The sequence below is a fragment of the Paenibacillus sp. J22P165 genome, assembly GCF_059692015.1.
This window is the reverse complement of the sequence record NZ_JCAUAP010000001.1, coordinates 870116-891054: the sequence shown is the minus strand read 5'-3', so window position 1 is coordinate 891054 and position 20939 is coordinate 870116. Positions and strand designations below refer to the sequence as shown.

Annotated in this window: 18 protein-coding genes; 3 read left to right on the top strand and 15 right to left on the bottom strand. The window is 46.2% G+C overall.

The features are described from left to right. Positions 1 to 9: 9 nt before the first annotated feature. The 4 genes from sufC to AC58QM_RS03810 all read right to left on the bottom strand — a co-directional run bounded on the left by sufC (position 10) and on the right by AC58QM_RS03810 (position 2414). A complete protein-coding gene (gene sufC, locus AC58QM_RS03825) occupies positions 10 to 840 on the bottom strand; it encodes a Fe-S cluster assembly ATPase SufC (protein ID WP_497281471.1) in 831 nt (276 codons plus the stop codon). A gap of 166 nt (positions 841 to 1006) precedes the next feature. Continuing rightward, positions 1007 to 1576: a DUF1802 family protein gene (locus AC58QM_RS03820; RefSeq protein ID WP_497281470.1), complete on the bottom strand. Its 570-nt coding sequence runs from the start codon at positions 1574 to 1576 to the stop codon at positions 1007 to 1009. Positions 1577 to 1705: 129 nt separating this feature from the next. Further along, the gene (locus AC58QM_RS03815; protein ID WP_497281468.1) at positions 1706 to 1864 is read right to left on the bottom strand and encodes a hypothetical protein; all 159 of its coding nucleotides are present in this window, start codon (positions 1862 to 1864) and stop codon (positions 1706 to 1708) included. Positions 1865 to 1955: 91 nt separating this feature from the next. Continuing rightward, entirely contained in the window at positions 1956 to 2414 is a 459-nt protein-coding gene (locus AC58QM_RS03810) for a Dps family protein (RefSeq protein WP_497281466.1), read from the bottom strand. A gap of 199 nt (positions 2415 to 2613) precedes the next feature. Here AC58QM_RS03810 and mtnK point away from each other — a divergent pair, with 199 nt between their 5' ends. Together mtnK and mtnA are read left to right on the top strand one after the other, a co-directional pair. Next, positions 2614 to 3834 carry an S-methyl-5-thioribose kinase gene (gene mtnK / locus AC58QM_RS03805; protein WP_497281464.1) on the top strand — a complete coding sequence of 407 codons (1221 nt, stop codon included), beginning with the start codon at positions 2614 to 2616 and terminating at the stop codon, positions 3832 to 3834. Further along, positions 3831 to 4907 (top strand): S-methyl-5-thioribose-1-phosphate isomerase, encoded by a 1077-nt coding sequence (gene mtnA / locus AC58QM_RS03800; RefSeq protein ID WP_497281462.1) that lies wholly within the window; start codon positions 3831 to 3833, stop codon positions 4905 to 4907. The genes mtnK and mtnA overlap by 4 nt, the downstream gene beginning before the upstream one ends. Positions 4908 to 5237: 330 nt before the next feature. Here mtnA and AC58QM_RS03795 read toward each other — a convergent pair whose 3' ends face one another. Both AC58QM_RS03795 and AC58QM_RS03790 read right to left on the bottom strand, forming a co-directional pair. After that, a complete protein-coding gene (locus tag AC58QM_RS03795) occupies positions 5238 to 6206 on the bottom strand; it encodes a cupin domain-containing protein (protein WP_497281460.1) in 969 nt (322 codons plus the stop codon). A 36-nt stretch (positions 6207 to 6242) separates the two neighbouring features. Further along, entirely contained in the window at positions 6243 to 7259 is a 1017-nt protein-coding gene (locus AC58QM_RS03790; RefSeq protein WP_497281458.1) for a Gfo/Idh/MocA family protein, read from the bottom strand. A gap of 240 nt (positions 7260 to 7499) precedes the next feature. Between AC58QM_RS03790 and namA the strand changes: the two genes are divergently transcribed. Next, on the top strand, positions 7500 to 8504 hold the full coding sequence (gene namA / locus AC58QM_RS03785; RefSeq protein ID WP_497281456.1) for an NADPH dehydrogenase NamA: 1005 nt from the start codon (positions 7500 to 7502) through the stop codon (positions 8502 to 8504). A gap of 54 nt (positions 8505 to 8558) precedes the next feature. Here namA and AC58QM_RS03780 read toward each other — a convergent pair whose 3' ends face one another. The 9 genes from AC58QM_RS03780 to AC58QM_RS03740 form a co-directional block, all read right to left on the bottom strand. Then, complete coding sequence (locus AC58QM_RS03780; protein ID WP_497281454.1) at positions 8559 to 9449, bottom strand: M15 family metallopeptidase; 891 nt, start codon at positions 9447 to 9449, stop codon at positions 8559 to 8561. Positions 9450 to 9628: 179 nt separating this feature from the next. Then, the gene (locus tag AC58QM_RS03775; RefSeq protein WP_497281452.1) at positions 9629 to 10924 is read right to left on the bottom strand and encodes a homocysteine synthase; all 1296 of its coding nucleotides are present in this window, start codon (positions 10922 to 10924) and stop codon (positions 9629 to 9631) included. A gap of 112 nt (positions 10925 to 11036) precedes the next feature. Further along, positions 11037 to 11921: an ABC transporter ATP-binding protein gene (locus tag AC58QM_RS03770; protein WP_310500478.1), complete on the bottom strand. Its 885-nt coding sequence runs from the start codon at positions 11919 to 11921 to the stop codon at positions 11037 to 11039. A 2-nt stretch (positions 11922 to 11923) separates the two neighbouring features. Continuing rightward, complete coding sequence (locus tag AC58QM_RS03765; protein ID WP_497281450.1) at positions 11924 to 14824, bottom strand: ABC transporter permease; 2901 nt, start codon at positions 14822 to 14824, stop codon at positions 11924 to 11926. Positions 14825 to 14888: 64 nt separating this feature from the next. Further along, entirely contained in the window at positions 14889 to 15923 is a 1035-nt protein-coding gene (locus AC58QM_RS03760; RefSeq protein WP_497281604.1) for an efflux RND transporter periplasmic adaptor subunit, read from the bottom strand. Next, a complete protein-coding gene (locus AC58QM_RS03755) occupies positions 15913 to 16602 on the bottom strand; it encodes an ABC transporter ATP-binding protein (RefSeq protein WP_497281602.1) in 690 nt (229 codons plus the stop codon). Before AC58QM_RS03755 ends, AC58QM_RS03760 begins: the two co-directional genes overlap by 11 nt. 157 nt (positions 16603 to 16759) lie before the next feature. Then, positions 16760 to 18319: a response regulator gene (locus AC58QM_RS03750; RefSeq protein WP_497281448.1), complete on the bottom strand. Its 1560-nt coding sequence runs from the start codon at positions 18317 to 18319 to the stop codon at positions 16760 to 16762. 8 nt (positions 18320 to 18327) lie between these two features. Then, positions 18328 to 20079 (bottom strand): sensor histidine kinase, encoded by a 1752-nt coding sequence (locus AC58QM_RS03745; RefSeq protein ID WP_497281446.1) that lies wholly within the window; start codon positions 20077 to 20079, stop codon positions 18328 to 18330. 130 nt (positions 20080 to 20209) lie between these two features. After that, positions 20210 to 20932: an amino acid ABC transporter ATP-binding protein gene (locus AC58QM_RS03740; RefSeq protein ID WP_497281601.1), complete on the bottom strand. Its 723-nt coding sequence runs from the start codon at positions 20930 to 20932 to the stop codon at positions 20210 to 20212. Positions 20933 to 20939 lie beyond the last annotated feature (7 nt).

Sequence of the window (20939 nt, the reverse complement as noted above, 5' to 3'; positions counted from 1 at the left end):
TCCTCCTGATTAGTACTTCGGCCCTGGCGTGTTCATAGGAACTTTGAATTCTTCCGTATCTTGACCAACGGTTTCATCAACAATGCCGAGCTCTTCTTTGATCCAGTCGTAACCTTCCGCTTCCAAACGCTCTGCGAGCTCAGGACCACCGGATTTCACGATACGACCTTGCATCATAACATGTACAAAATCAGGTTTCACGTAGTTCAACAAACGTTGGTAATGCGTAATGATCAAGAATCCACGCTCTTCACTGCGCATTGCATTAACACCTTCAGCTACGATACGCAAAGCATCGATATCTAGACCGGAGTCAATTTCATCAAGGATCACGAATTTAGGCTCAAGCAAAAGCATTTGAAGAATTTCATTACGCTTTTTCTCACCGCCGGAGAAACCTTCATTCAAGTAACGGTGCATGAACTCAGGGTTCATTTCCAGTTGCTTCATTTTTGCTTCCATTTGACGAATGAATTTGATTAAGGAAATCTCGTTACCTTCACCGCGGCGAACGTTCATTGCACTGCGCAAGAAGTCAGCATTTGTTACGCCAGTGATTTCGCTTGGGTACTGCATTGCCAAGAACAAACCAGCGCGTGCTCTTTCGTCAACAGCCATCTCAAGAACATCTTCGCCATCCAAAGTGACAGTACCCTCTGTTACTTCATATTTCGGGTGACCCATTAACGCGGATGCCAATGTACTTTTACCTGTACCATTCGGCCCCATGATCGCGTGAATTTCGCCGCCTTTGATTTCTAGGCTAAGACCTTTCAAAATTTCCTTTCCTTCGATGGTCGCCTTCAGACCGTCTATTGTAAATGTTGATGAATTTGCCATTTTCTTTAAGCCTCCATAATGTTTGAGTGTACTTGATAGATGACAATCTTGTGTAGTGATTATCACTGATTCTCATTAGAATAATTCTATTATAACTTACTGTAACAAATCAAGAAAGGGCAATCCCATGAAAAAGGCGAGCGTTTTGTGAAATACTACGTAAATTTTACGCCAAAGTACGTTTAATTTCAGCAACTTGTGCGGAAAATTGTTCGTCATTTAACACGGGGGTCATCTCAGAATCATCTGGTACCGAAGCGCCAAGCTGTATCCATGATTTGCAGCCAATATAGGCCTGTTCGATCTCAATTTGAAGCGGCTGATGGAGCGTATAGACCCGTAATAACATTATATGCAGGGGGTTTTTACGTTTCCACTTTAAACGCTCTTCCGTAAAATTTTCCGTCCAAATGTGAAAAGGAAATAACTGATTGAGCTTATCTTGATCGCTGATTTCAATATCCTCCACCATTCGAGCAAAAGAGTTAATTGTTACGTGAGTATCTGTAGCGCTCCAATGAATCAATGTGTCATCGATAATTCCGCGAAATTGCTCTTTCAGCAGTTCTTTTCGCTGATGTTCATATGTTGGATAGAGGAAGAAATCATTCGACTCCACCTGGAAATCTCTCGTTTCTTCAACAATACCTCCCTTGCGCATAATAAAAATTTGCGAGCCAGCTTCTAACGCTTTGACCGCAGACGCCCATTCCTTTAACGCCTTCCCCTGTCCCATAACGCCCACTCCTCGTTCTCCTCATTAATCCATCTATTATAAATAAACTTTGTATGCAAAACAAATGGATTTGACATTTTACAGGAAAAATAAAAAGGAACAGCCCAAAATTCAGGCCATTCCTTCTCCTTATTTCGATGAATCCTTGTCATACGTAGGCTGTATTCGGGAAAACTGTTCTTGATTATGTTTCATTGGATGGGGATCTTGGGTGCGATCAGGCGTATCTGCCTGATAGGCAAGAAGCAATAAAAGAATGCAGGCTGCCACGGCAAATATGAATTTCATCCATTCCACATCCTTTGACCCTAATTAGTCTCTAGATTAACTGACTTACATTAAGTGAATATTCGAGGGTAATGAAGATTGTGTAAATTTCTCACCCAAGAAATGATTGCAGCATCCAGCGATGCTTTTCTAAGGACGTTTGAATCGCTAGCAGCATATCCGATGTCGTATCATCGCTGGCTTCTTCACAGATCTTCATGCCCGCCTTTAACTCTTGGGTAAGGATTGTGAAGTCTTCAACAATCGCTTCAACCATTTTCGTGGCGGTCTCCGTGCCTGAGGCTTCTTTCAAGGAAGATACCTCTAAATAAGCTTTCATCGTCGCGGCAGGCTGCCCGCCAATTGCTAATAATCGTTCAGCCAATTCATCGACATGCAGGGCAGCCTCATTATAAAGCTCTTCGAATTTCACATGGAGTGTGAAAAATTGATTTCCTTTTACATACCAATGAAAGTTATGAAGTTTTACGAACAGTAAATTCCAATTGGCGATCTGTTTATTGAGAACAGCTTGAATCGATTGCGTGGATGCTAAGGTTGCGCTCGTCATCTAAATCCTCCTCATGTTGCCTGAAAATTGTCCTTGTACACGCTAATTTACGTTTATTTGGAGGATTTTATGTAAAATAAACGACATTTCTGAAAAGTGTATTTCATGCGGTAACATTTTGTCTTATACTAGGTAAAGACTTATTAATACTCAGTAAACTAGTTGGAATTAATTCCAATCACTTATAGGAGGTTCGTCCATGTCCACTTACCATCCGTTATCGGAAGCACAAGCCATTGAATACGCACGCCAAATCCCGCAATTGTTCCAAGCTGATGCTGATTTGACTAGCCAAGAAATCGGGGATGGGAATTTAAACCTCGTATTTCGCATAACAGAAGCGGCTACAGGAAAAAGTATTATTTTGAAGCAAGCACTCCCTTATGCCAAAGTTGTTGGTGAATCTTGGCCACTGACACTAGACCGTGCCCGCATTGAGAGTGAAGCTTTGATCATCGAAGAAGCCTTAAATCCTGATCTTGTTCCTCATGTTTATGCTTATGATGCTGAGCTTGCTCTCACCGTGATGGAAGACTTAAGCGATCATGTTATTATGCGCAGAGGGTTGATCGAGGGTAACCAATACCCGCTATTTGCTGAGCATATTGGCCGTTTTCTAGCTAATACGTTGTTCTTCACTTCGGATTTAGGGAAACATCAACAAGAGAAAAAGATTCAGATGGGACGCTTTATTAACCCTGAACTTTGCAAAATCACAGAAGATCTGATCTTCGATGATCCCTATCGCGATGCGGAAACGAACAACATTGAAGCGCCAATCCGTGATGCAGCGGAACTGCTTTGGGCAGACAACGAACTTCACTTCGAAGTTGCGATTCTACGCAATAAGTTCCTGACTTCAGCCCAAGCGCTATTGCATGGCGACTTGCATACAGGCAGTATTTTCATCAAACAGGATTCTACCAAAGTGATTGACCCCGAATTCGCCTACTATGGCCCAATGGGCTTTGATATTGGTGCTGTTCTAGCCAACCTCCTTCTTAACTTTGCTGCCCAAGAAGGTTGGAGTAAGGATGAAGCAAGCCGTTCCGCTTACCGTGCTTATTTAACGCAAACCGTCAAGGATGTATGGACGCATTTCGAGCAGAATTTCCGTGCATTATGGAACGAACAAGGGGTAGATCGTGTATTTGCTGCTCCTGGTTACCAAGATTATTTCATTTCCAACTTGCTTCGTGATACGGTCGGATTCACAGGCGCCAAAATGGTGCGTCGCGTAGTCGGTCTTGCCCACGTCGCAGATATCGATAAAATTGAGGACGCTGCAGCAAGAGAACGCGCGCAGCGCATGGCACTAACGATCGGTACAGCATGCATTCGCGCTAACCGTCAGGTAGCAACGATTGATGAGCTTATTGCAATTGCAACACGAGCAGCAGAAAGAGGTTATGTACTATGACTACGACGAACAACGTAACAGAAGAAGTGCAAGGTGCTTTGCAATCCTTGCGCTGGAATGGTCAGCAGCTAGATTTGCTGGATCAACGACTGCTGCCAGAGGAGATTGTTTACTTGCCGCTGGAGACACCGATTGAGGTGTGGGAAGCGATTCGGCACTTAAAAGTGCGCGGCGCACCTGCGATTGGGATCGCCGCCGCGTATGGGGTATATCTCGGCATCCGCGGTGTGGATGCTGCGATTGATGGGCTTCTGGCGGAAGTCCAGAAGCAAGCGGACTATCTGGCGACGTCGCGTCCGACGGCGGTGAACTTGTTCTGGGCACTCGATCGCATGCGCGCGAGAGCAAGTGCTTTGGCAGCCGAAGGCGTGAGCCCGGATGCCTTCAAGGCTGCGCTTCTGACAGAAGCGCAAGTCATTCAGGCGGAGGACGAAGACACCAACCGCCGTATTGGGGAACATGCGCTCACGCTGTTCGAGGATGGGTTTGGCGTGCTGACGCATTGCAACGCCGGCGGTTTGGCTACAGCCAAGTACGGCACGGCGCTAGCGCCGTTCTACTTGGCGAAGGAACAAGGGATGAACATCAAAGTGTTCGCCGATGAAACTCGCCCCGTGCTGCAAGGCGCGCGGCTGACAGCATTTGAACTGCAGCAAGCCGGCGTAGACGTTACGCTGATCTGTGATAACATGGCCGGCGCGGTCATGGCGAAGGGCTGGATTCAAGCGGTCATCGTCGGAACAGATCGCGTTGCGGCTAACGGCGATGTCGCCAACAAAATCGGCACGTACAGCGTTGCTGTACTGGCGAAGGCGCACGGCATCCCGTTCTATGTGGCAAGTCCGTTGTCCACGATCGACTTGAACACGCCGACTGGCGGCGATATCCCGATTGAGGAGCGCCACGAGGACGAGATCACGCAAGGATTTGGCAAACGCACGGCGCCTGTGGGCGTGAAAGTGTTTAACCCAGCTTTTGACGTGACACCGAATGAATATGTGACGGCGATTATCACGGAAAAAGGAATCGTTCAAGCGCCTTATACGAAAAATCTGCGTAAGCTTTTTGAATAAAGCTCGGAAGTCGATGTCTTGGACTTGCCGCGATGCAAATAACTGGAGAACCTCCAGTTAAATCCTTGATTTTCAGCTAAAATACGACCTTAGATGGAAAAACTCCAGTTAATTTTCGGCTCTCTGCTTCATTTGCGGAAATAGCCTGAAAATAACTGGAGTTTTTCCTGTTAATTCAGATTTTGACTACTGATTGATTAAAATAGCTGGATATTTTCCATTTAATGGGTTATAAGGAAAATAGTTGGCAATTCGTTGACTTCCCTCCACAAAAAAGAAGCTCAAACGCAGTAGATTTCACGTTTGAGCTTCTTTGAGTTTCTCGCGGTTTTACATGGTGCTGACTTGTTGGAGCAGTTTATTTTCACGGTAGGCGTTTGGCGTTGTGCCATGCGCTTTTTTGAAGACATAGTGCAAGTAATTGCTAGACGTAAAGCCGCTGCGCTCAGCTATTTTCTCCAGTGTCAAGGTCGTTTGCTGCAACTCGTTGCAAACAAATTTGAGGCGAACTTGTTCCAAATACTCGCTAAACGAAACATCCGCTTTTTCCTTGAAAATCCGCTGGAGCTGCCTAGAGCTGATCTGCACGCGTTCTGCTACCCCTTCCAAAGTCAGGGGACGACGGAAATTATCTGCAATGAATTGAACGGCCATGTGATAACGATAGCTTTTCATATCGCGGGCAGGCAAGTTCACTCCCTGTTGCTCCGGCTTATAGGCGCTAACCGTTCTTAAAAGCATCTGGAGGATGGACTGTTTAATAACCGTGTACTGACCTAGTTGGTTGTTCCTCCAGGCTTCATACGCGACGAGGAAACATTTCATCGCTTCGTGACGATCTACTGCAGGTATAAGAGGCAGATGGCTTAGCTGCCCGATACACGCTTCTGCTTCTGCGATCTCCCACTCTTCTCCCCAACCGGGGGCTGAGCTTGCCTTGGAAGCTGCTTCCTCATTGTCCGTTAGCTTCACTATATCCACATGGAGACACAGCTCACCCATTGCTTCATGTTCATCTGCTTCTTGCCGATGAATCACACCAGGGGCTGTGACATAGAGCAGTCCTTCATGGAGTGAATGTGTAATCCCATCCAGAATGACTCTCCCTTTGCCACTGGGGATATAGTGAATCTCATACTCCGAATGCTGATGATAATTTACGATGGCTCCTGGAGGAAAGGAAGTCAGGTGACAACGCAAAACGCGAATGCCGTAAGCTCCCCAACGAAAACTTAACTCTAGGCGATCTAAAGCCATCGGATTTTCAAGCATGGGTTCGAAGTAAAAGGGTTGACTCATGAGGATAAACACCGCTTCCTATCCAGGATGTGAGCTTTAATTTTGCAAAGAATCTAGTCTAACTTGGCCTTTGTTTGCAACGGATAAATTAGAAGCTTCCATCAGCTTCGTTAAGTCCACAGCCAGCCCGATATTCTCAGTCGCTTTGGTACCATTTTGAATATGAGCTACCCATTGGTCAAATGCACTTGGCTTTGCCTCTGGCAGTGACTCGTAAGCCACCCATTGTCCTGTAGCATCTTCTAATTTGTTCGTACGCAGCATAACGCGGCCATCTTGATCCGAATACAAGACACTGCCTGCGGTACCGTGAACTTCAATAACGAAAGGCGAGAAAGCATTCACAAAGCCCGCTTCAACAATCCCTAAAGCACCGTTCTCATATTGCAACAGTGATACGGCATTATCTTCAACTTCTCTTCCTGTCACATAACCATAAGAAGCGCTTACAGAGACAGGTAATCCTAGGAAAAGACGGTTGAGATACATAGGATGACAACCCAGATCGATTAGAGCTCCACCACCACATTGCTCGGCATTATAGAAATGCTGCGGCAACCAGCCGTTTGGATTCGCTGAAGTTGAAATCCCACCATTATGAGAAAGACGTGTACGAACAAGCGTGATTTCGCCTAGCAACTCTTTGGCAACAATTTCTTGAATGGCTAGTGTAGATGGTGAATTCAAACGTGGTAAAGAGACAGTTAACGTTACGCCTGCTTCTTCCACAGCTGCGAGAATCTCGTTCACTTCACGAAGTGTAGGAGCAATAACTTTCTCTGTAAAAATATGTTTACCTGCTCTTGCAGCAGCGATGATTACATCTCGGTGAAGGTTGGTAGGTGTATCTACCACAACAGCTTCGATTTCTGGATTAGCTAGTAACTCTTCAAGACTTGCGTAAAAAGCCACACCACGAACTTCGGCTTCTTGCTGACCTCTTTCCACAATCTCGTCCCAAATCGCAACAATCTCTGTATCTGGGTGCTCATTTACCTGTTTGGCATAATCTTTTGCGTGTACATGCCAGAAACTCAACATTGCTACTTTCATCTTGAATAACCTCCAAATAAGTGACTTGGGATCATTGTATCATGGGCAATGAAGCGGTTAAATTTCGAATTAGTGACAGATCAAGGTGCAAAATTACGACGTAATCGCAATGATGATCTTACACGAAGATTATGATAGAATCGCTGGAACGTCAAGCATTATCTTAAAATTGATAATTCCCATGGGTTTAGTATACAATTAAAAGATTATTGTTCATACCCTGAAAGGAGTTCATTTCCTATGTTATTTACACCCTATACGATAGCTGGTGTCACGCTCAAGAATCGGATCGTCATGTCACCGATGTGTATGTATGCCTCTGATGATTCAGGTGAGGTCAAAGACTGGCACCATGTTCATTACGCTACACGAGCCGTCGGTCAAGTTGGACTTATCCTATTAGAAGCAACAGCAGTCACTGCACAAGGACGAATTTCGACGCGGGATTTGGGCATCTGGGAGGACGCGCATATCGATGGTTTAAAGCGCATTGTCTCTTCCATCCATGGACATGGTGCTCATGTGGGCATTCAGCTCGCACACGCAGGCAGAAAAGCCGTCCTCGATACACCAATCATTGCCCCCTCCTCCATCCCGTTCTCAGATACGTTCAAAACACCTGATGAAGCTACACTGACAAACATTCAAGAGACGATTCAAGCATTCGCTGATGCGGCTGATCGTGCCAAGCAAGCGGGATTTGATGTCATCGAAATTCATGCGGCACATGGCTATCTCATTAATGAATTCCTATCTCCCTACTCAAATCATCGTCAAGATGCATACGGTGGTGATCAAAATGGACGATTCCGCTTCTTACGTGAAACGGTTCAGGCCATTCAAACCCGGTGGGACGGTCCGTTGTTTGTCCGGATTTCGGCCCACGAGTATGTGGAAGGCGGTCTTACGCCGCAGGATCATGTCTATTTCGCGACGCAGCTCAAAGAGCTTGGCGTTCATCTGATTGATGTCAGCTCTGGCGGCAATGCACCGATAGTTCCACACTTTTTCCCAGGTTATCAAGTACCATTCGCCGAAGAAATCGGCACCCAAGCTGCGATTCCTGTTGGGGCAGTCGGGCTCATCACAGAGCCGCAGCAAGCGGAAGAACTTCTTCAAAATAACCGCGCCGATCTTGTATTTCTAGGCAGAGTGTTATTACGCGACCCTTACTGGGCTAGATCAGCTGCGCATGCCTTACGCGTAGAACTCGTGCCTCCTACTCCTTACCAACGCGGTTGGTAACAAAAACAACCCCACATGGATTTTTCGGATCCTAGTGGGGTTATTGGCAATACGTTATTTGGAGACAGCCACCGTATGATAATATTCTTCCATCGTCACATTCTTCGACTGAATTTCCTTAGCAATATCAGTCCCTACATATCTCAAATGCCAAGGCTCATATTGATAACCCGTAATGGCCGCTTTTCCTTGTGGATAACGGATAATAAAACCGTACTCAGTAGCATGCTTCTCTAACCAAATGGCTTCCTTTGTTCCGCCAAAGCAATCTGACGCCGCGCATTTGCCATTACTGCCCGCTACATCGATAGCAAGTCCTGTTTCATGCTCACTAGTTCCCGGCACGGCGCTGTAGGTTTTTGCCTTTTCTTCACCGTCTTTTTTCACATAGCTATCAAAAAGTGATTTCTGTGTTGCATACGAACGATACGCAGAAACACCTGCTAATGGAACACCATCTTTGGCCGCTCCAGCGAATAGCTTCTCTATCGCAGTTGCTGCGACTTGGCGCATTTTACGCTTATCAATTTTCTCGGAAAATGTAAAGGCAATATTCGGATACACAAGATCTGTCGGCTCATAGCTCGCTGGCAGCGAGTTCTGTTTATTGACCAGAACGGTAATACTTTCCGGTTTGGCAATCACTTGAACTGCGCCATTCTTAGTTGGCGTAGTGCTGGCAGCAGGTGAAGTCGCAGGATTTGAAGATGGCTTCACAGTAGCCGTAGCCGCTGGTGAAGTAGTCGCTGATGTCGTCGGTGTAGAACCTGCACTCGGTGAAACCGTAGGGCTAGTTGTTACACTAGCTGAAGGTGTTGGGCTAGGAGAATTCGTAGAGTCTCCTTCATTCTTACTCCCACAACCTGCCACAATCGTTAATGCCAAGAGAATGGTCAAGGTTGCATTCATTTTAATTTTCATGTTAGTTTCCAATATTCCTTTCATTTCGTGTCGTCATGCCTCCTAGAAGTTGAAAAAGCTTTTCAAAATAATAGACAGCGATTTGAATCAAAAAGTTTCATTCTCGCAATAATTGTAACTCAACAAAAAAAGGCTGCATTTAGGTTGAGCTCCTAAATCGCAGCCTTCTCATATTTTATGCGGAAAGAGTTATCGTTTCAAGTTTACTTCTGACTAGCAACAATCGCTTGCTCTAAATCATAGATAATATCTTCAATTGCTTCTGTTCCAACGGATAAACGTATAAGTCCTGGTGAAACACCTGCTGATACTTGTTCTTGTTCATTCAATTGCGAATGCGTTGTGCTTGCGGGATGAATAATTAAGGACTTGGAATCGCCTACGTTGGCCAAATGAGAGAATAATTCCACGGCGTGTATGAGCTTTTTGCCTGCTTCGATACCGCCTTTGATGCCAAAGCTTAGAATTGCGCCCTGTCCTTTCGGCAAATACTTCTTAGCTAAGGAATAGGACGGATGACTCTCAAGTCCCGCATAGCTAACCCACTCGACAGACTCATGTGCTTCTAAATATTGAGCTACTTTCAACGCATTGGCACTGTGACGTTCAAGACGAAGATGCAACGTTTCTAGGCCTTGTAATAATAGGAATGAACTGTTCGGAGACAAGGATGCTCCCAAATCTCGCAATAGTTGCACACGTGCCTTGATAATATAGGCAATTGCACCAACCGCTTCTGTGTAAACTACGCCATTATAACTCGGATCTGGTGTCGTCAAACCTGGGAATTTGCCACTTGCCGCCCAATCAAACTTTCCTCCGTCTACAATAACGCCACCGATGGTCGTACCATGACCTCCGATAAACTTGGTCGCAGAGTGCACCACGATATCAGCGCCATGCTCGATCGGTCTAAGCAGATACGGACTTGGGAACGTATTATCTACGATAAGCGGAATGCCATTCTCATGTGCAATGGCCGCTACGGCTTCAATATCCAAGACGTCCCCTTTGGGATTACCAATGGATTCAGCATAGATCGCTTTCGTTTTATCCGTAATCGCAGCCCGGAAATTATCAGGATTACTAGCATCTACGAATTTCACTTTAATCCCTAATTTAGGCAATGTATTGGCAAATAAATTGTATGTACCACCATATAAAGCAGAAGCTGATACGATTTCATCCCCAACTTCAGCAATGTTCAGAATCGAAAATGTGATAGCTGCTTGACCGGATGCCACAGCAAGCGCGGCTGGTGCACCTTCGAGTGCAGCAATACGTTGTTCAAATACGTCTGTTGTCGGATTCATAATGCGTGTATAGATATTGCCGAATTCCTTGAGTGCGAATAAGTTAGCAGCATGCTCCGTGTCGTTAAAAACATAAGACGTCGTTTGATAGATGGGAACCGCTCGTGAATTAGTCGCAGGATCAACTTTTTGACCTGCATGAATCGCTAGTGTTTCCGGTAAGTGTTTACGTTCAGAATTGGACATGAGCATGCCTCCTAGGATTATGTTTCATTTGTCGAGCGATTAAGAAATAAGAACTAAAATAATTCCTACTGGAATAGTATGTTATAATTTTACTGGCACATTCTTCCTAAAGTCAAGCTTTATCCTGTGGAAGAAGAATAATCCGCCCATTCTCCATCTCCACCCGCATTTTATTCGTACCTGCAGCGCCTATGGACTCCAGATAGTTCGCTGGAATCTGCAATCTGCCTGCCTTGTCAACGACCGCATACTCAACATGAGAATCTTCTTCAGACGAAATAATCCCTTGCTCGAGCTCCAGCAATTCCTCTTGATAGGATTTGCGTCGTAAGATTTCGGAGGAGGTTTTGCCATCTCGAATCGCGACTACGCGATCTACCTTCTTCGCCAGTAGCGGATCATGCGTTACAATGACGACCGTCAAGCCGAAGCTGCGGTTCAACTCACGGAATAGGTCCAGAATCTGATTCGCCATCTTCGTATCAACAGATCCAGTCGGTTCATCTGCAAGCAAAAGCCTTGGCTGATTAGCTAGCGCAATCGCAATGGCAACGCGCTGCTGCTCCCCCCCAGATAGCTCATTCAGCTTATTATTTTTCCGATGGCTCAAGCCTACAGCCTCCAATAAATCCAGCGCACGATAACGTTTGCGCCGGCCCTGCAGAAGGATCGGCAATTCTACATTTTCCATGGCCGTCAAATAAGGAATCAAGTTCCGCGCATTATTTTGCCACACGAAGCCCACCGTTTCCCGTTTATATTTGACCAAATCCGCTTCCTTAAATTTCAATAAATCTTTCCCATCCACACTGAGATTACCAGCTGAAGGACGATCGAGCCCACCTAGCATATTAAGCAGGGTCGACTTGCCACTACCGCTATTGCCGATAATGGCCATTAATTCTCCCTCTTCAATATGAAGGTCAAGCCCTTGCAGAGCAACTACTTCAAGATCAGCCGCTTTATAAATTTTAACTAAATTTTCACAATGAATCATGCTTAATCCTCCCCAAGCTTAACGGCTTGATGAATTTTAATTCTGGAGAGCATCGTGCCGAGAAGTAATAATCCAATGCCAATCATGATGATCACAATGACATATAAATGCAGCTGATCTTGCGGATCGAAACGGACTTGAAACGGCGGTACTTGGCTCGATGAATCGAACGTTAATTGGAATAAGGGAACGAACAAACGGCTTGCTGCATTTCCCGTTATCATGCCAATGATCACCGCTGCGCCCGAGGTTAGCAGCTGCTCCGCAACTAGCATCCCAATTAACTGCCTGAAGGAAATCCCCATGGCACGGAGCACACCAAATTGTAGAATCTGCCCGTACAAAGAGAGCAGCCAGTACAATAGAAAGCCAATGAAGCTGATACTTATTGCGATCAAGAAGCCAAGCGTCATCACACCATTCACAGCCAACTGGAAAGGGTCATTCTTCGAACGAATCACCATCATATTCGTATCGACTAAACGCGTGACCGACATATGTTTCTGTTCCAGCAATTCATACAAAGCTTGGCTTGTCATATCTGGCTTCAGTTTTAACCACACGTCATAGGGCTCTACCGCTAGATTATTTTGGATGAACGATAGATGACCAATAACCAGCTTCGGCGCATCCACTTTGCTTGGCTTCGAAGTATCTGTCTTGCTTGCTGTACTTGTTGATGCGGTCAAAATCGGATTCGGATTCCAGCTAGGCCAATAATCAATAATGCCATTGACGACAGAGGTAGCTCCCTCGACATCATTCCATCCAATCCGAACTACATCGCCTACTTTGGCCCCTATTTCATCGGCAATGGATCTCGAAATCAGCACAGCTTTGGAATCGGTCGCCAACACGTTCAAATAGTCATAGAAATGATGATCTAGCAGCTGGTCCCTGAACCAGGCTGTTCGTCCGAAATCATCCGTATCAATCCCCATAAGCGTTGTTTTTTTCGTATCTTTGCCTAGTGCAATATAGGCGTCCTGTTTCTTAAACACGCGAGCCGCTGATTCTACCCCTGTCAGTTGCGAGAACGGCATAAACGGGGGCTCTACGTATTGGACGCGTTTTTTGCCTCCACCCGCACTCCCGGATGCGTTCCCTTCACCAGCGGCCCCTGGCGGCCCCGACTGTGGTGGAGGGGCATCATTATCCCAAGCTGTTTGGAGAACAATATCGGCACCGTTTTTATAATGAATTTTCTCTTCCACATTCTTGTTCATCGTTCTGGCGGCGCTGGCACTAAAAATCCCTGTAGCTAGCGTCATAATAATAAAAAGCATGATGAATTGATATTGTGTCGTGGATCTGCCCACCTGAAGCAACGTAGAATACAAGTAAGGCGGCCACCATTTTCGCCCAATGATATAAATCAGTTGAATGATCCACGGGTAAATCCGCAGCACCACAAGGCCCAATGCGAAGATAAAAATAGCAGGTACCACGAATAGAAGCGGATCCACCTTCATATCCATCGAATCCAAGCCTAACGCGACCAGATCACCCATTCTTCGATTAAAGCTTTGTAATAAATACATGGAAACAGCCAGTAGCACGACATCAAGGTATATTTTATGAACAAAAGAAAGCTTATTCTTCCTCGCTAATGTTTGCTTATGACCAACGATACTTACACGCGTAGCTAAGACCGCAGGAATGAGCGTCATCCCTACAGAAGCAACAACGGCAATGATACCGTATTGATACGCCTCTCTATTCAGCTTCACTTCCATCGCAGCACGTTGGACAAACGATAGAAACCCATTCGAAGCTCCTAAAATTTGTGTTAATTGAAGTCCCAGTAAAGGCCCTACAAGCAGCGCAATGCCTCCTAGTAAGATACCTTCTATCACATATCCCAGTAGGATTTGTGTTCGACTAGCGCCTCGACTTCGCAGAACGGCAATCTCTGTTTTCTGTCTTTCGGTTATCAAATTAGCAACCATGAATAAATAGAAAGCAAGCAAGATGCTAACGGGCACATTCAAGGACCAGAGTAAGATGCGGAGCTTTTTCTCTTTGTCATCATACGTCGTTAAGGTGACGATGGTTTGATTAAACGACTTGTAGGTCTCCAAATAGTTCCAAGCGTATTCCTCCATTTGTGCATAGGCCGTGATGTATGTATCTAGTCCTTCTAATTTTAATTGATGATAATCTAAGGCATAATTCCAGTACGTTAATTGATCGACAAACTTGCTGCCCCTTGTTAATTCTTGCTCGAATAAGGAAGTAGGTATGAAGAATCTTGAACTCAAATCCGGCATCATATTCGTCGTCCAGTAGATATCAGCAAGATCTGCGCGATCAATCACAGCTACGGGTTTAATGCGAATATTTCTATTCAGTTCCTCGCTCTTCACTGTCACTTCATTGCCAAGTACGATTTTCATCTTCGTTAATAGTTCAGGAAATACCCATGCCTCATAGACACCATCCACGAGCTTGGCAGCAGGCATCACACCATCAACGAGGCGTATGTGCTTCTCCAAATCTGTCATAGCGGCAATTTCGCCATACCGTTTCTCTTTCGGATCGACTTTGCTAGGATCGCTAGGCGTAAGTTCAAAGGTCTTGGTGCTGCGCGTAATCGTAGACTGAAGAATGGGCAATCCGAATTGCTTTATGTGCTCCGTCATATACGCTTCTGCATCACGCATACGATCAGCACCATCTTTGATCACCGTAAAGAAGGCATGATTGTTCACTAATCCAGGAAATCGCTGTGTATCTGTCTGCTGAACTTCCAAATCTTTGATCAGCATACGTTGCAAAATGGCATGTGTATAAATCGGCATTGAGCTAGCTAGCGCAACGGAAATAATTAACCCGATGAGTAGGCTTAGCTCTAACCAACGGTTTTTGGCCATTTTACGGAGAATCATCAGAAATAAAGCCATTGCAATCCTCCTAAAAGTTTTGCTTAAGCAAAACTAGCATCATAAGCATATACTCTAAAGCGTGCTAATTATTTAAAATGACTTGCTGACCTTCGGTCAGTCCAGAACGGATTTCCACTTCGGTGGCTGTGAGAAGCCCTCTCTCGACATCCACTTCTTTCCGGCTTTCGCCATTGAGCACTTGTACATAGTCACGACCTAAATAAGAACGAAGTCCTGTTCTTGGGATCACGAGCACATTTTCTCTTTTCTCTACAATGATCGTCATGTCGCCAGATGCTCCAATTTGCGCTCCCGCTGTACCCTCTGGAATACCTACTATAATCGTTTTGGCATTTCGTTCAGCTTGCTGTTTATTATCCGTTCGAGGCGCGCTTGAAGGCGTCTGCAGCACTTTACCTGGCACTGCACTCCCTTGGGAGCCGATCTTCACTTCCACATTCATACCAACTTCAACACCTGCAAGCGCTGTACTATCGGATGATTCATAATATAATTGCAGCTTCGCTGGATCCGACACAACCACCAATGTGTTGAAAGGATCGATCATATTTCCTGTCTGCGCATCCGTCACAAAGGTAACTACGCCACCGGATTCAGCCGTAATTCTGGTTTTTGCTAACTCAGCCTGCAGATTGGCAAGCTGTAGCTGCGCCGCCTCCACATCGATAGCCTTAAGTCGAATCGAAAGTTCCTGATCTGGCGTAGTCACCTTAGCCTGTTGGCTGGCAATCTGCGCCTTTTCTAGATTTAACTTTTGCAACGCGATCTTCGTTGGTAAGTCACCCTGCTCTAATTCACCAAGTACATCTCCCTGCTTCACGATATCTCCGGATTTGACACGCATGCCAGCTAGTCGATGACCCGATTCTTTAAAGGAATAACTCGTCGTTTGGCTTGATCTGAATGTCGCAAGCGCACTGAGCTTTCTGGTAATCGTACTTTTCTTCACTTCATACAGCTCGAAATTTTCTTTGACTGGTTTAACTAAAGGCGGCTTCAACGCTTCTTCTTCCTTCGGCAGCAAAGAACAGCCCGCTAGTATGAATAGGGAGCCCGCTATTAGAATAAACCTTGAAGCGATTGTATTAACCTTCATCGACAATGGAACCATCCTCCAATGCATAGACTTCATCGACAATCTCCATGATTGCCAAATCATGTGTAGTTAAAATAATGGTCATTCCTTCTTGCACCAAATCCTTGAACAATTTGAGTATCTGAAGACCCATTCTACTATCTAGTTCCGCCGTAGGCTCATCGGCCAGAATCAGTTTAGGCTTATGGGCAATTGCTCTGGCAATCGCAACTCGCTGCTGCTCACCACCAGAAAGCTCATAAGGACGATGCTTCATTCTAGCTTTCAAACCTACGAAATGAAGCGCTTCTTCAGCTAATGATTTATGCTGACTGGGTGGAATACCCGAAATACGCAAACCGAACTCTACATTTTCATAAGCGGACATATACGGAACTAAGGCAAATGATTGGAAGATAAGGCCGATCTGCTTCCGTCTAAGTTCATTTCGTTTGGACTCGGAAAGTGAGCTAATCTCCATCCCTTCCAGGTAAACGGCACCTTCCGAAGGGTGATCCAAGGCTCCAATGATGTTCAACAGGGTTGTTTTACCAGAACCAGACCTCCCGCGTAAGGCCACAAGTCTGCCTCTTGGTATGGAAAGATTTGCTCCACGCAAAGCATGTACCGCACCGGTTCCCTTCCCAAATACACGTGTGACACCAATGGTTTGCACCATAGGCACTTGATACTCATGCATAGTCAAAGCTAACACCTCATCTTTACACTCATTCTACAGGTTAGGTTCTCTTTAAATGTAAACCTATACAACCCAAATAAACAGACCACCTTTGTTGGAAAAGGTGTCTGTTTGTTCGTTTTTCACTCTACGATATACGAGATTCGAACAAAAGCGACTACATAGGCTTCTCAAACTCTTTGGGTGAGCAACCTACAACACGTTTGAACGTCTTGGCGAATGTTTTGGCATCAGGAAAGCCTACCGCATCCGCTACTTCGTAGACCTTCATTTCCCCCGCCCGCAATCTCATCTTCGCTTCCTCCATCCGAATGCGCGTCAACGTTTCACTCAGAGATTCTCCCATTTCTTTACTGTATAAATCACTTAAATAGCTGCGACTAAGCCGAACGTGATCGGCCATGTCTGATGTGCTGATTGGCAAAGCATAGTTCTCTTGCATATAGGTCAGCACTTTCCGTATAAACGTATTGTTGGAGCGAGACGGCTGATTGCCACCTATCACAGCACCCGTGTTCGCCATGAGCATGCTTAGCGCTTGACGAACAAGCTCCGTAACTCCTTCGAAGCTGACACAATGATTCAGCGCTTTGTTATGAACGAACAGCTCTTCATAGCGTTCAATCTCTGCGCATCCGCGTTCGCGCGCATAACCGGCAGCAAGCGCTAGCAGCTCTTGGATAAAGGGCAGCACCTTCCCCTTCTCAGGGCGCTGCTCCCTCAATCGTGCGCATAGTGTGTCCGCATGATGCAGATATCCCTCGCTGTTATCGTGCACGATACAGCGCAGAAGATCGCTGCGTATGTCATACGGCAGCGATGTTGTAATCTCGCTTGCGGCCTCTGGCGCAAGCACGATCCGGCGATTCCGGCTCACGCCGTAGAATCGCTCATGCAGCTGCTGCGCGTGGAGCGCCGCAGCAGGCTGCACTTCTTGGAGCCGGCGGATGACGACGCCGGCTCCGATGAACCAGTCCGGCGCATCCGCGAGCCGGACCTGCGCCGCGCGCTCCAGCGCAGCCGCAGCGCTGTCTACGTCTGCTGCCGACATGAGCAGCAGCACGCTGTCGGCTGCCAGCGGCAGCGCCGCCAGGCAGCCCGTCCAGCGCCAGCCTGCGGCGGCAGCGCTGGTCCCGGTGTGCAGCAGCAGGCTCACTAAGCCGCCTGCTGTAAGATGGGTACGACTAGCGCTAGCCGACTCAGCGCCAAATAGCTCCTCTTGCAGCTCCGCTTCGCCGAGCCCCGCCTGCAGATACAGCTGCAGACGATGCGCAAGCTGCATCTGCAGGGTCGACGCCAATTCAAGATCCCGCTGCTCTTGTTCCTTGCGTTCGTTTCGTTGATTTTGGAGTTCTCTCTTCACGCCGAGCAGAATGTCAATTAAGGATTCGGGCTCCATGGTCGGCTTCAGCAAATAATCCTTAGCCCCCAGCTTCATTGCTTCTTTCACATACGTAAAATCATCCATACAGCTCAGTACGACGGCACTGATCGGTCTTGGATTGTCTTTTAACTTCCGTATCAAGGCTAACCCATCCATTCGTGGCATGATGAGGTCTGTGATCACGATATCGATGTCTAAAGCATCTAGAAGCTCGTATGCCTCCAGACCATCCTCCGCATCCCCCGCATAGGTAAAGCCATGGTATTCCCAATCTACTAATTCACGTAATCCTTGCCGAATGATAGGTTCATCATCCACCACAAGTACATTCATTTGCCCGTTCACTCCTCGCCCTGATGGATGGGAAGAAACATCCTGACCGTGGTCCCTTCACCAGGTTTGCTAGTAATATGCATTTTGAACTCTGGGCCATAGATCAGTTTAATTTTCTCCCGAATATGTGAGATTCCCACACCGCTCATCCGCTCCTTCAGCATGCGCTCTGCCTGTGCTCCGCCTGCGGCTTGCATAGCTTCCCAGCCCGAACTGCCCTCTGCGACCTGCATCCCCACACCATTATCCTCCACCTGGCAAAATAAAAGATCCCTATCTAACCAGGCCCGAATTGTAATGACGCCTTCTCGTTTGGTCGGTCCAATGCCGTGAATAATCGCATTCTCCACTAGCGGCTGCAAGAGCATTCTTGGAACTAAACACCCTAGTGTGATTTCATCCACATGCGTTTCGATCTGGATCCGATCTCCGTATCTAAATCTTTGGATGGCCATGTAATCATGGGTCAGCCCCATTTCATCACGCAGCGTGATAAAATCCCCTTTTTTCCCTAAACTAGCTTGCAAAAGACGTACTAATGCACTAACGACCTCAGAGATCTGAGGTGTTTTATGGAGTTTGGCCACCCATTTTATCGTATTCAACGTGTTGTAGAGGAAATGCGGATTCAACTGATAGTGGAGCGCCTCCATCTCAGCTTCTTTCTTCAAAGACTCTTCCCGCTTCACCTGCTTAATCAGATCTTCTAACCGATTCAACATTTGATTATAGCTTTGCCCCACTTGCATCCATGCATCAGCGCTTTTGAACGTCCAATACGCCCGCAGATCCCCTCGCTCAGCACGATTCATTAGTGCTTTCAGTACATACAGCGGCTTCGTTACCGTGGAGATAAAAAGCAGGATTCCCATTAAACTTAATGCGATAACTAAACCAATTAGTAAGATAAGCCACATACGGTAACCAGGTAATGCACTTAAACTATATGGTAACAGTGGAGCATCGTAATACGATAACCAAGGGTCGTTGCCAATCACTTCTACTTGTTTCACGGAATAGATCCGTGTTCCATCCTTATGTACACTGCCAAGTTCCTGGACCCCGCCTTGCCAATCTCCTGTGTAAACACCATCTCGGTAAATCATCCGTTTATCTGGGGCTAGCAACACATAGGTATAGGAAGTGTTTTTTCCAGTGCCCGTAATCTCTTTCCACAGCTTGTTCATATTTATCCAAATGATCACTTTACCAAGCTCTTGCGTGCTTGCCCGATCTATCATGGACTCCGAATACGTCAGCAGATAAGCGTTGGCATGACTAACATCTTCTCCTAACGGTTCAAAGCGTTTATTCAAACTTTTCCCTTGTAACATCAGCTTCCCATCTACTTCCCCATTTTGGGCACATAAGGTTCGGTTGGATGCTTGGACCGTTAAACACACCTGCTCGATATACCGTGTGTGCACCGTTTGCTCAGAAAGCAGACTATTCACATAGGCATTTAAATCTGCTGTTGTTTGGTTAGCTGCCTCTTGGCGCTTAGCAAACGAAAGAATGCCATAATCCGCAGCGAGTCGATGCGTTATTTCCGTCAAATCGGAGAGTTCTCGTTGTACGCCTTGGACAAGTTGATCATGTTGCTTATCAATGTCCTGCATCATGGCTCGCTCACTGTAGGATGAGAATTGGTGATTGCCCACATAGAGCGCGACAAACAACGGCAGGGTTATAGCTACAAGCAAATAAAGCAGAACACGAAGTTGAAATCTATTAATGAGGTGAGAGAACAGCGATGGCATACGTCACCTTTCGTTACTATTAAATGGAATGGGATATTTTATTTCCATCATAGCACATTGTGATTTTTCCCATCTCTACTTTTTGGCAAAAAAAAGAAGAGCCGCATCCAGCGACTCTCCTAACCTAGCACTATAATACTTTAGACAAAAATGATTTCGTACGCTCTTGGGTCGGTGCCTCAAAAATTTGCTCTGGCTTGCCTTCCTCCACAATAACCCCTTGCTCCATGAACATAACGCGATCGCCTACCTCACGGGCAAAGCCCATTTCATGGGTAACGACAACCATCGTCATGCCTTCTTTGGCTAATTGTTTCATGACGCCCAGCACTTCGCCAACCATTTCGGGATCCAGGGCTGACGTCGGTTCATCAAACAGCATAATCTTCGGCTCCATCGCAAGTGCACGTGCAATCGCGACACGTTGTGCCTGACCACCCGATAAAGAGTCCGGCAGTGCATTCGCTTTATCTGCAAGTCCGACTTTAGCTAGAAGCTCCATAGCTTTCTTCCGTGCTTTCTCTTCCGGCCACTTCCGTACCTGGATCGGAGCCAGCATAATATTATCAATAACCTTCATATGTGGAAATAAGTGAAACCGCTGAAATACCATACCCAATTCCATGCGGATCTCATTAATTTTGTTCGTTGGATCCATGAGATTCCGACCTTCAATCGAAATCGTTCCGCCATTTGGTTGCTCCAGCAAGTTCAGGCATCGCAAGAATGTCGATTTTCCTGATCCTGAAGGACCAATCACAACGAGAACTTCTTGATGCTGGATATCTGCGCTGATATCGCGAAGAACGACATTATCTCCGAAAGCTTTCTTTAAGTTCCTAACTTCAATCATAGCTGTC

Excerpts from the sequence above, each read along its gene's own strand:
- sufC (WP_497281471.1), bottom strand. The coding sequence starts at position 840 with ATGGCAAATTCATCAACATTTACAATAGACGGTCTGAAGGCGACCATC.
- AC58QM_RS03820 (WP_497281470.1), bottom strand. The coding sequence starts at position 1,576 with ATGGGACAGGGGAAGGCGTTAAAGGAATGGGCGTCTGCGGTCAAAGCG.
- AC58QM_RS03815 (WP_497281468.1), bottom strand. The coding sequence starts at position 1,864 with ATGAAATTCATATTTGCCGTGGCAGCCTGCATTCTTTTATTGCTTCTT.
- AC58QM_RS03810 (WP_497281466.1), bottom strand. The coding sequence starts at position 2,414 with ATGACGAGCGCAACCTTAGCATCCACGCAATCGATTCAAGCTGTTCTC.
- mtnK (WP_497281464.1), top strand. The coding sequence starts at position 2,614 with ATGTCCACTTACCATCCGTTATCGGAAGCACAAGCCATTGAATACGCA.
- mtnA (WP_497281462.1), top strand. The coding sequence starts at position 3,831 with ATGACTACGACGAACAACGTAACAGAAGAAGTGCAAGGTGCTTTGCAA.
- AC58QM_RS03795 (WP_497281460.1), bottom strand. The coding sequence starts at position 6,206 with ATGAGTCAACCCTTTTACTTCGAACCCATGCTTGAAAATCCGATGGCT.
- AC58QM_RS03790 (WP_497281458.1), bottom strand. The coding sequence starts at position 7,259 with ATGAAAGTAGCAATGTTGAGTTTCTGGCATGTACACGCAAAAGATTAT.
- namA (WP_497281456.1), top strand. The coding sequence starts at position 7,500 with ATGTTATTTACACCCTATACGATAGCTGGTGTCACGCTCAAGAATCGG.
- AC58QM_RS03780 (WP_497281454.1), bottom strand. The coding sequence starts at position 9,449 with ATGAAAGGAATATTGGAAACTAACATGAAAATTAAAATGAATGCAACC.
- AC58QM_RS03775 (WP_497281452.1), bottom strand. The coding sequence starts at position 10,924 with ATGTCCAATTCTGAACGTAAACACTTACCGGAAACACTAGCGATTCAT.
- AC58QM_RS03770 (WP_310500478.1), bottom strand. The coding sequence starts at position 11,921 with ATGATTCATTGTGAAAATTTAGTTAAAATTTATAAAGCGGCTGATCTT.
- AC58QM_RS03765 (WP_497281450.1), bottom strand. The coding sequence starts at position 14,824 with ATGGCTTTATTTCTGATGATTCTCCGTAAAATGGCCAAAAACCGTTGG.
- AC58QM_RS03760 (WP_497281604.1), bottom strand. The coding sequence starts at position 15,923 with ATGAAGGTTAATACAATCGCTTCAAGGTTTATTCTAATAGCGGGCTCC.
- AC58QM_RS03755 (WP_497281602.1), bottom strand. The coding sequence starts at position 16,602 with ATGCATGAGTATCAAGTGCCTATGGTGCAAACCATTGGTGTCACACGT.
- AC58QM_RS03750 (WP_497281448.1), bottom strand. The coding sequence starts at position 18,319 with ATGAATGTACTTGTGGTGGATGATGAACCTATCATTCGGCAAGGATTA.
- AC58QM_RS03745 (WP_497281446.1), bottom strand. The coding sequence starts at position 20,079 with ATGCCATCGCTGTTCTCTCACCTCATTAATAGATTTCAACTTCGTGTT.
- AC58QM_RS03740 (WP_497281601.1), bottom strand. The coding sequence starts at position 20,932 with ATGATTGAAGTTAGGAACTTAAAGAAAGCTTTCGGAGATAATGTCGTT.